This window comes from Geodermatophilus sp. URMC 64 (genome assembly GCF_053502555.1).
The window spans coordinates 2,603,065-2,618,042 of the sequence record NZ_CP199955.1 but is presented as its reverse complement, the minus strand read 5'-3'; the positions used below and the strand labels follow the sequence as shown (position 1 = coordinate 2,618,042).

At 74.2% G+C, this 14,978-nt stretch carries 14 protein-coding genes and 1 pseudogene; 4 read left to right on the top strand and 11 right to left on the bottom strand.

The window, feature by feature from the left end; genetic code table 11:
- Window positions 1–30: 30 nt before the first annotated feature.
- Together ACWIYF_RS12865 and ACWIYF_RS12860 are read right to left on the bottom strand one after the other, a co-directional pair.
- Complete coding sequence (locus tag ACWIYF_RS12865) at window positions 31–306, bottom strand: YggT family protein (RefSeq protein WP_448628526.1); 276 nt, start codon at window positions 304–306, stop codon at window positions 31–33.
- 58 nt (window positions 307–364) lie between these two features.
- Window positions 365–1,147: pseudogene (locus tag ACWIYF_RS12860) on the bottom strand (methyltransferase domain-containing protein).
- 99 nt (window positions 1,148–1,246) lie between these two features.
- On the opposite strand from ACWIYF_RS12860, the gene ACWIYF_RS12855 reads away from it, so the two are divergent.
- The gene (locus ACWIYF_RS12855) at window positions 1,247–2,794 is read left to right on the top strand and encodes an ATP-dependent DNA ligase (RefSeq protein WP_448628525.1); all 1,548 of its coding nucleotides are present in this window, start codon (window positions 1,247–1,249) and stop codon (window positions 2,792–2,794) included.
- A gap of 5 nt (window positions 2,795–2,799) precedes the next feature.
- On the opposite strand, the gene ACWIYF_RS12850 is transcribed toward ACWIYF_RS12855, so the two are convergent.
- The 3 genes from ACWIYF_RS12850 to ACWIYF_RS12840 form a co-directional block, all read right to left on the bottom strand.
- Window positions 2,800–3,060 carry a hypothetical protein gene (locus ACWIYF_RS12850; protein ID WP_448628524.1) on the bottom strand — a complete coding sequence of 87 codons (261 nt, stop codon included), beginning with the start codon at window positions 3,058–3,060 and terminating at the stop codon, window positions 2,800–2,802.
- Window positions 3,057–3,545, bottom strand: a complete 489-nt coding sequence (locus ACWIYF_RS12845) for a hypothetical protein (RefSeq protein WP_448628523.1) — start codon at window positions 3,543–3,545, stop codon at window positions 3,057–3,059. The genes ACWIYF_RS12850 and ACWIYF_RS12845 overlap by 4 nt, the downstream gene beginning before the upstream one ends.
- Before the next feature lie 147 nt (window positions 3,546–3,692).
- Window positions 3,693–4,505 carry a hypothetical protein gene (locus ACWIYF_RS12840; protein ID WP_448628522.1) on the bottom strand — a complete coding sequence of 271 codons (813 nt, stop codon included), beginning with the start codon at window positions 4,503–4,505 and terminating at the stop codon, window positions 3,693–3,695.
- A 193-nt stretch (window positions 4,506–4,698) separates the two neighbouring features.
- Between ACWIYF_RS12840 and ACWIYF_RS12835 the strand changes: the two genes are divergently transcribed.
- The gene (locus tag ACWIYF_RS12835; RefSeq protein ID WP_448628521.1) at window positions 4,699–5,355 is read left to right on the top strand and encodes an RNA polymerase sigma factor; all 657 of its coding nucleotides are present in this window, start codon (window positions 4,699–4,701) and stop codon (window positions 5,353–5,355) included.
- A 33-nt stretch (window positions 5,356–5,388) separates the two neighbouring features.
- On the opposite strand, the gene ACWIYF_RS12830 is transcribed toward ACWIYF_RS12835, so the two are convergent.
- From ACWIYF_RS12830 to ACWIYF_RS12805, 6 genes are all read right to left on the bottom strand, one after another.
- Window positions 5,389–6,171 carry an AfsR/SARP family transcriptional regulator gene (locus tag ACWIYF_RS12830; RefSeq protein WP_448628520.1) on the bottom strand — a complete coding sequence of 261 codons (783 nt, stop codon included), beginning with the start codon at window positions 6,169–6,171 and terminating at the stop codon, window positions 5,389–5,391.
- A gap of 104 nt (window positions 6,172–6,275) precedes the next feature.
- Window positions 6,276–6,572, bottom strand: a complete 297-nt coding sequence (locus ACWIYF_RS12825; protein ID WP_448628519.1) for a hypothetical protein — start codon at window positions 6,570–6,572, stop codon at window positions 6,276–6,278.
- A 1-nt stretch (window position 6,573) separates the two neighbouring features.
- The gene (locus ACWIYF_RS12820) at window positions 6,574–7,455 is read right to left on the bottom strand and encodes a hypothetical protein (RefSeq protein WP_448628518.1); all 882 of its coding nucleotides are present in this window, start codon (window positions 7,453–7,455) and stop codon (window positions 6,574–6,576) included.
- A 37-nt stretch (window positions 7,456–7,492) separates the two neighbouring features.
- Window positions 7,493–7,738: a hypothetical protein gene (locus ACWIYF_RS12815; protein WP_448628517.1), complete on the bottom strand. Its 246-nt coding sequence runs from the start codon at window positions 7,736–7,738 to the stop codon at window positions 7,493–7,495.
- Between the two features lies 1 nt (window position 7,739).
- Entirely contained in the window at window positions 7,740–8,606 is an 867-nt protein-coding gene (locus tag ACWIYF_RS12810) for a hypothetical protein (RefSeq protein ID WP_448628516.1), read from the bottom strand.
- 48 nt (window positions 8,607–8,654) lie between these two features.
- A complete protein-coding gene (locus ACWIYF_RS12805) occupies window positions 8,655–10,364 on the bottom strand; it encodes a thiamine pyrophosphate-binding protein (RefSeq protein ID WP_448628515.1) in 1,710 nt (569 codons plus the stop codon).
- A gap of 247 nt (window positions 10,365–10,611) precedes the next feature.
- Between ACWIYF_RS12805 and ACWIYF_RS12800 the strand changes: the two genes are divergently transcribed.
- Both ACWIYF_RS12800 and ACWIYF_RS12795 read left to right on the top strand, forming a co-directional pair.
- On the top strand, window positions 10,612–12,885 hold the full coding sequence (locus tag ACWIYF_RS12800) for a C1 family peptidase (protein WP_448628514.1): 2,274 nt from the start codon (window positions 10,612–10,614) through the stop codon (window positions 12,883–12,885).
- Between the two features lie 299 nt (window positions 12,886–13,184).
- Window positions 13,185–14,954, top strand: a complete 1,770-nt coding sequence (locus ACWIYF_RS12795; RefSeq protein ID WP_448628513.1) for a thiamine pyrophosphate-binding protein — start codon at window positions 13,185–13,187, stop codon at window positions 14,952–14,954.
- The last annotated feature ends 24 nt before the right edge of the window (window positions 14,955–14,978 follow it).

Genomic DNA, 14,978 nt, shown 5'->3' with positions numbered 1-14,978 from the left:
CGGGCCCTGCCGCGACGCTAGCGACTCGGCTCAGACCCTGACCACGAGGGCACGCAGGACCACCACGGCCAGGAACACGACCGTGAACGCCAGGTCGATCGACAGCCCGCCGACCCGCAGCGGCGGCAGCACGCGGCGCACCGGGGCGATCAGCGGCTCGGTGAGGCGATGGGTCACCGCCCGGGCACGGGACGCGCCGGTCCCGCCCGGGGCCAGCACCCCGACCCAGTCCAGAACCACGCGGGCGACGAGGACAAGCTCGACCAGCAGCAGGAGCGTGCCGAGCAGGGCGCCGAAGGTGCTCATGGCTCCACGGTCGGCTCCCTGCCTGTGCCTGGACCGGAAGCCGGCTGTGGGAACCCTGCTACCCAGGCCTGCGGGCCAGGAAGGGGTAGCCGTAGACCTCGTAGGCCCGGGCGTTCCGCTCCCCGTCCGCGCCGCCGAACGTGTCGACGGCGTCGCCGACGGCGAGGTCGGTGAAGCCGGTCTCCGTCAGGATCTTCTGCCAGCCCGCACGGGGCAGCCCGCCGGCTATCTAGCCGGTCCAGAGGTCGATGTCGCGCAATGCCCCCTCCGGCACGGGGCGGCCGTTGGCGATGTCGGCGAACTGCAGCCGGCCGCCCGGCCGCAGCACCCGGCGGATCTCGGAGAGGACGGCGCGCTTGTCGGCGCAGAGGTTGATGACGCCGTTGGAGAGGACGACGTCTGCCCAGCCGTCCTCCACCGGCAGCGACTCGGCGAGGCCGAGGCGGAACTCGACCTGCGTCAGCCCGAGTTCGGCCGCGGTCGCCGTCGCCTTCTCGACCATCTCCGGGGTCATGTCGACCCCGACGACCCGGCCGTCCGGCCCGACCTGCCGGGCGGCGAGGAAGGAGTCGAAGCCGGCGCCCGAGCCCACGTCGACGACCCGGGCGCCGGGTTCGAGCGGCCGCAGCGCGAACGGGTTCGCCACCCCGGCGAACGACTCGACAGCCCGGTCCGGCAGGGCGGCCACCGCGTCGTCGTCGTAGCCGAGCCGCCGGGCCAGCTCGCGTCCGGTGTGGAAGTGGAACCGGCGCGACGGATCGGCCGCCACCTCCCGGTACTTGTCCCGGACCTGCTCCCGCAGCGCGGCGGGATCCACCAGCACGTCAGGTGCGGTCGTCATGGCCGGCCTCTCGTCGCCAGGCCCCCGTGCTCGCGGGCATGCTCGTCCGGAGAACGCCGGTCGTCAATGCGCGGGCGCTGGACCTGCGACGATGGCGCCGTGCTGCTCGCCGACGTGGTCGCCGCCTCCGCCGCGGTCGCGGCCACCCGTGCCCGGACGGCGAAGGCGGCCGCGATCGCCCAGGCGCTGCGCAAGGCCGACGCCGGGGAGATCCGGCCGGTCACCGCGTGGCTGTCGGGCGAGCCGCTGCAGAGCCGCCTCGGCGTCGGCTGGCGGACCCTGTCCCGGCTGGCGCACGACCCGGTCGCGGATCCCGCCCTCACGGTGACCGGGGTCGACGAGGCGTTCGGCGAGCTGGCGGCGGCCACCGGCCCCGGATCGACCGCCCGTCGGGAGGCTCTGCTGGCCGGGTTGTTCGGCGCCGCCACCGCCGAGGAGCAGCGGTTCCTGGTCCGGCTGCTCACCGGCGAGCTGCGCCAGGGCGCCCTCGAGGGCGTCGTCCTCGACGCCGTGGTGGGCGCGGCGGGCGTGCCGGCCGCCGCCGTCCGCCGGGCGTACATGCTCTCCGGCAGCCTGCCCGACACCGCGGCCACCGCCCTCGGCGGCGGGGTGGCCGCGCTCGAGGCCGAGCGGCTGCGGGTCGGTCGCCCCGTGCACCCGATGCTGGCCAGTCCCGGCTCGTCGCTCGACGCCGCGCTGGCCGACCTCGGCGCCGACGTCACGGTCGAGCACAAGCTCGACGGCGCCCGGATCCAGGTGCACCGGGACGGCGACGTCGTCCGCGTGTGGACCCGCACCCTGCGGGAGGTGACCGACGCCGTCCCCGAGCTGGCCGAGCGGGTGCGGGCGCTGCCGTGCCGGTCCGTCGTCCTCGACGGGGAGACCCTCGCCCTCGACGACGACGGCCGGCCGCGCACCTTCCAGGACACGATGAGCCGCTTCGGCAGCGCGGGGCCGGGCGGGGAGGGAGGCGATGCGACCGTCCTGCTCAGCCCGTTCTTCTTCGACGTCCTCCACCTCGACGGCCGTGATCTGCTCGACGAGCCGCTGCGCGTGCGGCTCGATGCGCTGGCGCAGCTGCTGGCCGCCGACGAGCACGCCGCGCTCCGGATGCCCGGCGTCCGGAAGCCGACCCCCGAGCAGGCGGCCGGGGTGCTCGAGGGGGCGCTCGCCGCCGGCCACGAGGGCGTCGTCGTCAAGGACCTCGGCGCGCCCTACGCCGCCGGCCGCCGCGGCCGGGCGTGGCAGAAGGTCAAGCCGGTGCACACCCTCGACCTGGTGGTGATCGGCGCGGAGTGGGGCTACGGACGGCGGACCGGGCAGCTGTCGAACATCCACCTGGGTGCCCGCGACCCCGACGGCGGCGCGCCGGTCATGGTCGGCAAGACCTTCAAGGGCATGACCGACGAGCTGCTGGACTGGCAGACGCGCACCTTCCCCGGCCTGGCCCGGGAACAGCACGAGTGGGGCGTGCTGCTGCGGCCCGAGCTGGTCGTCGAGATCGCCCTGGACGGCGCCCAGCGCAGCCCGCGCTACCCCGGCGGTGTCGCGCTGCGCTTCGCCCGGGTGGTCCGCTACCGCCCGGACAAGACGCCGGCCGAGGCGGACGACATCGACGCGGTGCGCGCCCTGCTCGCCGGCGGCTGAGCGGATCAGGCCGGGCGACCCGGCTCGCCCCGAGCCGGCCGTGCCTGCCGCGCCGCGATGCCGGCCACGACGGCCCACACGCAGGTCAGCACCTGGAGGAGGGCGACGGCCCACCGGCCCTCGCCGGCCGAGAAGCCGGCGTTGACCAGGAATACGGCCCCGGCGCTCCACCAGAACACCGGCCGGTCGACGGCCCGGCCGAGGACGCCGGAGGAGGGTCGCCCCTCCCCGCCGGGGTCCCCGGCGCGGACCGGGCTCCCGGTCACAGCTCGCTGCACGCGCCGGCGTAGGTCCAGTCGTACCGACCGCCGCACGTCGCGCCGTAGGCCTCGTACGGGGACCCCACCTCGGAGACCCAGTACAGGACGTCGCAGCTGATCCCGAACCCCTGCGAGCACTCCTGCGCCAGCAGGTCGAGCAGCGTCTGGCAGGCGCCACCGTCGCCGTTCGCGCAGTCGGCGATCAGCGCGTCCACCTCGCTGTCCACGGAGACGCCGGCGAGTCCGCCGGTCAGTTCGGCGGTGTCGACCTGGCCGGATCCCTCGGGGACGGGCGCGGCGTCGACGTTGATGTTGTACGTCGCGCCCCCGTCGGGGCGGGTCTCCTCGCCGCCACGGGTGAGGTAGATGCCGCCGGTCGCGGCCGTGATGACGGCGGCCGCCGCCGTGAGGATCCCCGGAAGGGTCGTGAGGAAGCCGAGGAAGCCACCGCGCTGCGGCGGAGCGACCGGCGGCGAAGCGTCGAAGGTCATGACGATCCTCCTGTCGGCGGACCACGGGTCTCCGGACGACGCCGCCCGGAGGAGCCCGGCCGGTCCCGGAGCGGGACCCTGGCAGGAAGAGGTCCGAGGCCGCGCCGTGATACCGGGGCGCCCCGCGAGCTCAGCGCTGCAGCCGCCTCAGCCCGTCGGCAGCTCCTCCGCTCCCGATGCGGGGACCAGCAGCGCGCGCACCAGCGCGTGCACGGCGCCCACGACGACGTCGTCCCCGTTGGACAGGGTGGCCACCGAGCCCATGGCGCGGGCGCGCAGCCGGGCGCCGTCGGCGACGGCGTTGATCAGCTCGGCGAGGTCGAACCACCCGTACCCGGGCCGCAGACGCAGGCCGAAGTGCTCGGCCAGTTCCTCGTAGAGCGAGGCCCAGTGCGCGATCCACTGCTCGTAGCGCGCCTTCAGGAACGCCTGCACGCGGGGGTGGTTGGGCAGCGCCACCCACATGATCGTCTGCAGACTCCACAGCGGGTCGTCGAGCGTCGCGCCCATGACCGCGCCGGCCAGCCTCCGGACCAGCTCGGGAAAGCTCCGGTCGCGCGCCAGCGTGACCGCGACCTCGCGGGTCTCGAGCATGAGCTGCTCGAGGCGCGCCGGTCGCAGCAGGTAGGCGATCAGGTCCTCGGTGTACCGGCTCTTGTACCGCCAGCGGTCGCGGAACATGCCCACGGTGAGGACGAGGGGGCGGTCGTCGCCGCGTCCCTCCCGCTCCGCGCGCTCGACGAGCCGCGCCTGGGAGAGCCCGGCGAACAGCCGCGTCCCGGCGTCGTGGTCGTCGAGCAGATCGGGGCCGCGGTGGTCGAGCAGGTCGTCGCGGAGCAGCAGCAGGCCGACCTCGAGGAAGGCGCGGGTCTCCGGGCTGTTCGCGATCTTCTCCCGCGTCGCCGGCCGGGCGTCCGCGGCGACGTTCCTCAGCACCTGCGACAGATCGTCCTCGAGCACCGTCTCCCCCAGCTGCGCCCGACCGGACCACCAGGCTAGGACCTCCAGCGCTGGAGGTCCCGCGCCCGCGGTCCCGTGTGCGCGCCCCGGCGCTCCTCCCCCACCCCGTCACCTCTGCCCCGAGAGGGCTTGGACGTGCCCCGTCGCGGCGTTCGACAGTGACGCCGAGGGACAGCACGACGAGGAGGCCGAGATGGCTGCAATCGAGATGGCTGCGATCAGGACGCCACCCGTCGAGCGCCCGGCCTGGGAGGAGTGCGCCGCCGTCCTCGTCGAGGGCGCGCGCCGGGGCGACCGGGATGCCTGGACCGCCCTCGTCGACCGCTTCCTCCCGCTCGTGCGCTCGGTGACCCGCGGCTACCGGCTCGGGGACAGGGACGCCGAGGACGTCGCGCAGACCGTCTGGCTGCGGCTGCTCGAGCACCTCGACCGCATCCGGGAACCGGTCGCCCTGCCGGGGTGGATCGCCGCGACCGCGCGGCACGAGGCCCTGCGGCTCGCGCGGGGACAAGGCCGGGCGGCTCCCCTCGACCCGTTCGGCGACAGCGGCCCACAGCCGGCGGACGAGCGGACGGACGTGGACGCCGGGCTGCTCCGGGCGGAACGGGACCGCGCCGTGCGCGACGGCCTGGCGGAGTTGCCCGACCTCCAGCGCGAGCTGCTGGTGCTGCTGACCCTGGACCCGCCGCCGAGCTACCGGGACATCAGCCGGCGCCTGGGCATGCCCGTGGGCAGCATCGGGCCGACCCGGTCCCGGTCCCTGCAGCGGCTGCGCAACACCCGGTCGCTGAGGGACCTGCTCGATGCGCCGTCGCCGGCCCGCCGACCGTTGGCCGGCGCGACGAGGTGATCGGCGTCGACGTCGGCTCCGCCGGGCACCGGCTCATCCGACCCCGGCCGCCGCGCTCCGCCGGCCGGACGACGGACGGCCGGCGCGCAGCGCCACCACCGTGCCCGGAGCCGGCAGCGGCAGCCCGGCCACGGCGCGCTCCATCAGGGGGGACGGCGACGCGCCCATCTCCCGGTCCAGCATCTCCCGGAACGCCGTGTACGCGCGCAGCGCCTCGGCGAGGTTGCCCTCGGCCCGGTGGATGCCCACCAGCGTCCGGTGCGCGGTCTCCCGCAACGGCTCCATCCGGATCGCCGCGTGCGCCACCTCGACGGCCTCGCCGCGGCGCCCGGCCCGGGCCAGCTTGCCGGCCAGCGCCTCCAGGGCGTAGAGCCGCAGCTGACGGAGCCGTTCGCGCTCCAGCAGCACCCAGTCGTCGTACCACCCGGGCAGCAGCTCGCACCGCAGCTCCTCGTCGCCGGGCACCTGCTCCGGGACCCCGCCGCGCGGGTCGAGCACCAGCCGGGCCCACCGGCCGGTCTCGCGGACGTCGACCCGCACGTCCCGTCCCAGGGTCAGCGCGCCGCCGGAGGAGTCCACCAGGTCCGGCGCCACCCGGTGCAGCCGCCAGAGGGCCGTGCGCAGGCTGCCGTGCGCCTGGCCCTCGGGGACCTCCGGCCACAGCTGACCGGCGACGGCCGCCCGCGCCGGGGAGGAGGCCAGGCCGAGGTAGGCGACCAGCCGCTGCGCCCCCCGCGGCAGGTCGCGCACCGTCGTCCCGGCCAGATCCAGCCGGAAGCCGCCCAGCAGTCCCACCTGCGCCGGTCCGCCGTCCACGAGGCATCCCCCCTGACAGCTCCGGTGCCGTTCCCTGCGGCACCCCTCTGCCCACCAGAGGGGCGGGCTGCGGGTCTGATACCGCCGGGCCGGTCCTTCCAGTGTCAGGTGATGACGGGGCGGTCGGGGGGCCGCAGCGCCTCGAGGGCCGCGAGCTCGGCGCGCAGCTCGCCGGCCAGCCGGCCGACGTTCACCAGCCGCCGGTTGAGCTCGTCCACCTGCGGCGCGGCCATCCCGGCCTCCGCCCGGGTGCTCGCGGAGACCTGGGCCTGGCTCTCGGCGCCCCTGATCAGGTGCTCCAGGACGTCGCTCAACGCGAGGGGCACCTGGGCCGGGGGCTCGTCGGGCGGGCGGATCGTCGCCGCGGGCTCCGGTTCCGGCAGGCGTGGGTCCGGAGGCATCTCAGGCCACCCCGAGCAGTGGGATCTCGAGGGTGTCGAGTCCGAGGTCGGCGAGCGTCAGCTGCCCGGCGCTGAAGGGCACCGTGACGTCGCGCAGCTCGACGGTGCCGGCGCTCGCGCCGGCCTGCACCCCGGACAGACGCATCTGCGCGACCTGGGTGCGGGCCCCGGCCCGCACCCGCAGCGCCGCGGTGAGCACGCCGAGCGGCACCGGCACGGTGTCGAGCGGCTGGCTGCGATTGACGGTCAGGTCGATCGGCCCGCTGCCGACGTCGCCGGCCGAGGCCGCCGGCAGGTCGAGACCCCGCAGGCGCAAGGCCGGCAGCCGGGCCGGCGCGCCGCGCACCTGCCGGACCGCCACGGTGCGCACCCCCGCGGCCGGGACGGCGACGTCGTTGACGTTCACCGCGGTCAGCGCGAGGCCGGCGAACGTGAACCCGGCCGAGGGAAGCGTCAGGTCGACCAGCTGCACGCCCTCGGCCTGCACGTCCGTCAACTCCACTCCAGTCACCGGGTCGGCCTGGGTCACGACACCCGCCGCGCTCAGCCGCGGGATCCGGAGGTCGATGTCCTGCAGGCTCGGGATGTCCGCGTCGCCGAAGGCGAAGGGCAGGTCCATCCGCCCCAGGGAGCTCTCCTGCTCGGTGATGACGATGTCGTCGAAGGGCCACGGCAGGGGCACCCGGATCGACCACAGCAGTGAGAACCGCAGCTGGACGGTGACGCGCACACCGCGCAGCTCCGCCCGACCGGATCGGATCCCCATCCGGACGTCGCCGGCGATGAGCTCGCCGACGCTGAGCGGACCGAGCTCCAGGCGGCCGATGCCCACCCGGGCGACGTGCGCGCGGTCGATCCTGGCTTCCGGGACGACGGTCTGCATGGGGCCTCCTGCTCGCGAGAAGGGCGGGGACGGGAGATCAGGACGGTGGGGGCCGCCGGGGGAAGTCCGGGATCCGGTCGATCAGGTCGGCGAGCTCACCGGCCAGGTCCTGCACCCGGCCCAGGTCGCCGGAGCGGTCGGTCGAGAGCGCTGCGCGGCCGGGGGCCTGCGTGGCCTCGCGGGCCGCGACGTCCCGGAGCGCCCGCAGTATCTCGCCGATCTCGATCACGTTGGAGACCTTCGGAACCTGGACGCGCACGACGGCGCGCTGGGGGTCGCTCATCTCAGGCCACCTGGATCTTGGGCACGTCCACGGTCTGGACGCCGATGTCGGACAGGGTCAGATCGAGCAGCTGGTACGGCAGGACGACGTCGTGCAGCTCGACCGAGCCGATCCCGAGCGCCACCTCGACGCCGTCGAGCAGGAGCTCGTCGGCGAGCAGCCGGCTCGCCGGCACCACCTCGAGGGTCACGTCCAGCAGACCGGTGTCCGCGGTGAAGTCGATCGGGTTGGACACCGCAGTGGTGTCCAGACCCCCCGCGATGACCCGGCCGGCACCGGCCGCCGGCAGATCCACGGCGGGGACCGTGATCGTCCCGAGTGGCAGGGCCTCCCCCACCAGGCGGGCGATGGTGGTCGCGCCGGCGGCCGCGGCCGGCAGCCCGAGCCCCTCGAGGGATATCCCGCCCAGGCCCAAGCCGGTGAGGGTGACGTCCTGGAGCGGCGCGGTGAGGTCCCTGATCCGGACCTGTTCGGCGGTGGCTCCGCCCAGGGTCAGGTTCTGCAGCACGCCGACGTCCGCCCGCAGGTCCTCGACCGCCACGGAGGCGAGAGTGAGGTCCAGCCGCTGCAGACCGGGCAGCGTGAGGTCGCCGACCCGGATGGTCGGCTTCTGCACCCCGAGCTCGATCGTCCCGTCCCAGGTCTTCTCCAGGAACCCGAGGTCCACGCTGACCGTCCAGCGCAGCCGCAGCTCGAGCTGTAGCTCCACCCGGAGGTTGCGGAATGCCGCCGTGCCGGTGCGCACGGAGGTCCGGGCGTCGTTGAGCACCAGCCGGCCGACCCGGACCGGGCCGGCATCGAGCTGCCCCACCGATATCCGGCCGACGGTCAGCCGGTCGATCTGCGCATCAGGGATGACGGTCTTCATGCGGGCCTCCCTCTCCAGGCCGTGCGACCGGTGGTCGCGGCGCGCTGGTCAGTCCTTCCCGAACCGCTTCTCGAGCTCCTCCACGACCCCGTGCACCAGCCCGCGCGGCGAGGGGTAGTAGTGCGGCAGCGCCCAGCGGGTGATCCGCGCGTCGATCACGGTGGGCCGCCGCGCCGCCAGGGCTGCGGCGAAGGCCTCCTCGAACTCCTCGAGGTCCTCCACCCGGTAGCCGTCGGCGCCGCAGGCCCGCGCGTAGGCGGCGAAATCCGGGGTCCGGTACTCGACCAGGCCGCTGCGGCCGTAGGTGGCCAGCTGGTAGAGCTTGACGAGCTTGAACTCGCTGTCGTCGAAGATCACCCAGATCACCGGGGCGTCGTGCTCGACGGCGGTCAGGAGCTCGAACCCGGACATCGCGTAGCAGCCGTCCCCGCAGCCCACGACCACCGTCCGGCCGGGGTGGGCCAGCTGGACACCGATGGCCCCGTTCGTGTGCCCCGCCATGGGCCCGAAGGAGCCGCACTTGCGGAAGTTCTGCCCGTCCTCCAGCTCGACGTAGTAGCCGAGCCACGCCAGGTGCGCGCCGGCGTCGGCCAGCAGGATCGCGTCCGGGGGCAGCATCCGGCCGAGCCGCTGCGCCAACCGGCCCGGGTGGATGGCCTTGGTCAGCTGCGGGAGGTGGCGGGCCTCGTAGTCGCGGCCGTCCACCGTCCGCTCCGGGAGGGGGCCGACCAGCGGGTCGAGGGCGTCGGTCAGGGCGGTGACGGCGAGGCGGGCGTCGGCGACCAGCGCGTGGTCGGCCTGGTAGAGCTTGTCGAACTCCCGCTCGTCGATGTTGATCCGGACCAGCACCTTGCCCGCGAACAGGTCCTCGCGCAGCCCGAAGGTGGCGTGCTGGCTCAGGGAGTTCCCGATCGCGACGACGACGTCGGCCTCGCGGAACGCCTTGAGAGCGCTGGCGTGGCCGCTCTCGTGGAACACCCCGACGCACAGGGGGTGGCTCTCGGAGACGATCCCCTTGCCGTCCAGCGTCGTCAGCAGGGGGATCTGGAAGCGCTCGAGGAAGCGCCGCACCGCAGACCCGGCGCCGCTCTGGACGGCGCCGTAGCCGACCAGCGCGACGATCCGCCGTCCGGCCCGGAGCGCCTCGGCCAGCACGGTCGCGGCCTCCCGCACCCGCGCGGGATCGGGCCGGACCGGCTCCACCCGGACCCGGACGTCGTGGTAGTTCCCCACCTCGACGCCCCGCTCGGTGAGATTCTGCGGCACGTGGATGTGGACCGGGCCGGGCCGGCCGGCCAGGGCGGTGTTGACCGCCTCCTCCAGCATGTCGCAGGTGTCGGCCGCGTCGGTCAGCAGGAACGACCGCTTCGTCGTGGCCGCGAACATGGCCTGCGAGTCCGGGGTGCCGTTCAGGCCGGAGGTGTCGTTCACCGCGCCCATCCCGCGCCACGGCAGGGCCACGTAGCCGGTCACCGCCAGCACGGGGTAGCAGTCGGACAGCGCCATGCCCAGACCGGTCAGCAGGTTGAACGCGCCCGGTCCCACGGTGGCGAAGCAGACCCCGAGCCGGCCGGTGAACATCGAGTAGCCGCAGGCCATGAACGCAGCGGCCTGCTCGTGGCGGGTCAGCACGGGCCGGAGGTGCCCGGCGTCCTCGAGCGCCAGCGCGAGGCCGGCGATGTTCTCGCCGTTGCCGCCGAACGCGACCTCCACGCCGGCGCTCTCCAGCCCCCGCACGATCGCCTCGTAGACCTTCACGCCAGCCCTTCCTGTCCCGTGCCCGGCGCGCGCGCCCGCGGCACCGGCGGCCATGCAACCGGGTCACCGTGACCGCACCGTCACCGGCGCGTCACCGCGTCGGACGCGCGGGCATGGCGCCGCTCGACAGCCGCCCGGCGCTCTGGCACGCTGCCCGCCCATCCCGACCCGAGCCGGCTCCCGCGCTCGGCGCGTCGAGCCCCGAGGGTCCCCCCGAGTCCACCCGGACGAGTGCGAGGTGAGGGACGTGCCGAAGACGCTGTCCCCCGGAGTCGTGGACCTGCCGCACGGCAGCTTCCGGGCGAACGTCCAGCCGGACGTGTTCGACGAGCGCGACCTCGTCTACCGGCCCCGCCTGACGCCGTTGCCCCCGACGCAGGACGGCCGCCCCGGTGACCGGTACGTGCTCACGCAGCAGGGCAACTCCTGCACAGGGCACGCGGTCGCCGCCATGATCAACGCCGTCCTCGCGGCCGGGAGCGACGGCACGCACGTCAGCCCGTACATGCTCTACCGGCTGGCCCGCCGGTACGACGAGTTCCAGGGCGAGGCCGACGAGGGCTCGTCGCTGCGCGGCGCCCTCAAGGGCTGGTACTACCACGGGATTCTGCCGGACTCCGAGTGGCCGGGGCTGGACACCGCACCGGAGCCGGACTTCGACCAGGATCCCCGGCTGCGCGACCTCGCGCTGCAGCGGCCCATGGGGGCGTTCTACCGGGTGAACACCGCACGGCTCGACGACCTGCAGTCCGCGGTCACCGAGTTGTCCGCCGTCGCCGCCTCCGCCGCCATCCACGAGGGCTGGGCCCGCCCGACGCCGGTGGAGCGAGGCGAGGAGCGGATGTGGGTGATCGAGCGGCCCCCCGGGGCCCGGCAGCTCGGCGGCCACGCGTTCTGCATCGTCGGCTACAACGAGACCGGTTTCCTGGTGCAGAACTCCTGGGGTCGGGAGTGGGGGCGCAGCGGGTTCGCGACCCTGCCCTACGACGACTGGCTGGACACCGCGTACGACGCGTGGGTGGCGCGCCCGGGGGTGCGCTCGGTCGTCCGGGTGCGGGAGCACGCCCGTACGGTCACCGTCACGGGGGGCGCGATCGCCGACGGCCCCGGCCCGGACCTGCACCGCCTGACCCGCCACGTCGTCAACCTGGGCAACGACGGGCGGCTGTCCACGGGCGGCCGCTTCGTCAGCAGCCCCGCGCAGATCGATCGAGTCGTCGAGCACATGGCGCGCTACCACGAGCTGTGGGCCGACCGGCCCGCCGACGGCGACGACGGCACCGTGCGCCGCGTCCTGCTCTACGCGCACGGCGGCCTCACCAGCGAGGGCGAGGGCCTGGCCCTGGCCCAGAGACAGCTGAACTGGTGGCTGAACAACCGGGTGTACCCGATCACCTTCGCCTGGCAGTCCGGCCCGGTGGAGACCCTGGTCGACCAGCTGACCGACGCGATGGAGGGCCGCACGCCGGCCGGTGGCATCGGCATCGACCTCGTGGAGCAGTTCGACCGGCTGGTCGAGCGGTTCGCCCGCACCAACGCCCGCTGGATGTGGGACGAGATGAAGGAGAACGCGGCGCGGGCGTCCGCGCCGATCCCCGCCGCGGCGTGGCCGTCCGCGGGGCCGGTGGCCGAGCGGGCCATGGCCGAGCTGCCGGGGGCGTCCCTCACGGTCGCCCGGCTGGCGGACTACATCCGCTCCTGCCCGCCGGGCGCGCGCGTGCAGGTCGATCTGGTCGGTCACAGCGCCGGCTCCATCTTCCTGGCCGGGGTGCTCGACCGGCTGGTGGAGGCCGACATCTCCGTCCACGGCCTCACCTACCTCGCGGCGGCCCTCCGGACCGACACCTGGGTGCGCCAGGTACTCCCCCACCTCCGCGCCGGTCGGGTCGGGCGGTTCGCCTCCTTCGGGCTCAGCGCCGACCGGGAGCTGGACGACGTCGTCGGCCTCAGCGGCCGGAACGTCTACCAGAAGTCGCTGCTGTACCTCGTCGCACGGGCGCTGGAGCGCCACCCCACAGCGACCGAGGTGCCGTTGGTCGGCATGATCCACTTCGCGGCCACCCCGGTGGAGGGCACGAGCGTCAACGGCGCCGTCGCGGACATCGGCGGCGAGCTGGTGTGGGCCCCGTCCGCGGCACCCGCGCGGAGCCGCTCGGACTCGCGCTCGCACGGTGGGTTCGACGACGACAGCCCCACCCTGACGTCGGTCATGCTGCGCGTGCTGGACCGGGACACGGCCGACCGGACGACCACCTTCCGGGCGCACGCGCCCCTGACCGGGCCGGAGCCGCCGGAGCCCGCCGGGACGGCGGCGGCGGCGCCGGAGCAGCTGGCGACCGTCGATGCCGAGCAGGCCGGGACGGCGCCGGTGGCCCACACCGCGGCGCCGAGGGCCGGCGCTTCGCCCGCGCCGGTGCCCCGGAGCGGGGACGACAGCCCCGAGGTGAGGGTGGCCCCCGCGTCCTCGAGCACGATCCTGGACCTGCTCTCCCGGGAGGGCTGGCGGCCGGTGTCCCGCTGACCGCGGTCCCGGCCGAGGTGCAGCGTCACCGCGGCGTCACCGGCGCGTCAATTCTCCGTCGCCATTCCGGCAATGGCGCCGATGGCTGTTGACAGTGCCGTTCCGGGGCGAGCAGGCTCCGCGACGACGCGGTGACCTGCCGGAATGCGTAAACGGTCCGACACCGACCAGGAAAGCGATCCGAGCCGTTCTTCGCCTGATGACGTGGCACCGCGTCCGCAAGGCGGGCCGGCTCGCCGTCAGGGGTCGGCCGGCCAGACAGACCATCGATCCGGGCGCTCCTTCCGCACCGTGCCCGCGTGCGCGGGGCGGCGGTGCACCCCCGGGACGAGGCAGGGGGACCGGCCGTGCGCGTGTACGAGGCGATCGTCAAGGGACTCGAGTCGGCCGGGGTGGAGGCCGCATTCGGCGGCGCCGGCGAGAACGCCGCCGGGCTGATGATCGCCCTGGAGGCGTCGGAGAGGATCCGTCCGGTCATCACCCGCAACGAGCAGGCAGCGTCCTTCATGGCCTGCGGCTATTCCATGTTCACGGACAAGCTCGGTTTCTGCTTCGCCACGGCCGGGCCCGGCGCGTTCAACCTGTTCTCCGGTCTGGCCATGGCGTTGTCGGATTCCTATCCGGTGTTCGCCGTCTCCGGATATGCCGATCGGAAATGGAGCGGGCGGGGTTCGCTGAACGAGACGTCCGGGGAAGGCGGAACGCCGGATTCGCGGAAGATGTTCGAGGCGACGACCAAGAAGTCGGTCCTCCTGGAGAACATCGCCGACACGTCCGACGTCGTCGAGGACCTGGTCAACGTCGCGCTGTCGGGCAAGCCCGGGCCGGTGCACCTGCACGTGCCCGAGGACCTCACCGAGCGCGGTGTGGAGGTCGAGAACTACCACGACGTCCGGCTCCGGGTACCGCAGGTCCTGCCCGATCCGGCCGCGGTCGACACGGTTGCCAGGGTGCTGGCCGAGGCGATCGAGCACGACGAGGGGATCGTGCTGCTGGCCGGCTTCGGCGCCGTCCGCAGCGGCGCCCACGCGGAGGTCCGGCGGTTCATCGAGCGGTTCCAGATCCCGCTGGTGACCACCCTCGACGGCAAGGGCATCGTCCCCGAGAGCCACCCGCTCGCGGTGGGAGTCTTCGCCGACAGCGGTCACGCCAGCGCCTGGAAGGCGTTCCGCGAGGCCCGGGTCGTCCTGGCCGTCGGCAACTCCTTCACCCAGCACGCCACCTTCAACTACCGCGAGGACCTGTTCGACGACAAGGTCCTCGTCCAGGTCAACATCTCCGAGGCCGAATTCGGCCGCAGCGGCTACAAGCCCGCCTACACCCTGCTCGCCGACGCGCGGCGTGCGGTCGCGGCGATCACCGACGCCCTCGACCAGCGGGTCGGCCCCGTCCCCCGCCGCGAGGTCGAGGGCCAGGACTGGGAGGCGCGCACGATCCTGATGCCGTCCCGGCGGATCCACCCCGGGAAGATGGCCCAGGTCATGGGCCGGCGGCTGCCCCGGGACGCGATCCTCCTGGCCGACGCCGGCGCGCACCTGGCGTGGCTCGGGTACTACGTGGAGCTCGACGAGGGCCAGGCCTTCCGCAAGGCCGGGGAGTTCGGGCCCATGGCGGGGCACACCAACGGTGCCCTCGGCGTGAAGCTGGCGCACCCGGACCGGACCGTCGTCGTCGGGTGCGGGGACGGCTGCTACAACATGGCCGGCTTCGAGCTGATGACCGCAGTGGAGCACGACATCCCGGTCATCTGGGTCATCTTCGACGACGACCAGTTCAAGCTGATCAAGCTCTACCAGCTGTCGTCGTACGGCCGCAGCGCGCTGGTCGAGTTCGAGAACCTCGACTTCGCCGCGTACGCCCGCGCCTGCGGCGCCGACGGCTACGCCGTCGACGAGCTCGACGACTTCGAGGCAGCGTTCACCGCGGCCCTCGCCTCCGGCCGGCCGACGGTGATCGACGCCCGCATCACCCGCTGGGCCGTGCCCCACTACAGCCCCTCGCCGGACGGCGTGATCGACGGTCTCGTCGAGATGGTCGAGCAGCGGTTCCGCGACGAGTCCGACGACTGATCCGCCCGCAGCGCGCCGACCCTG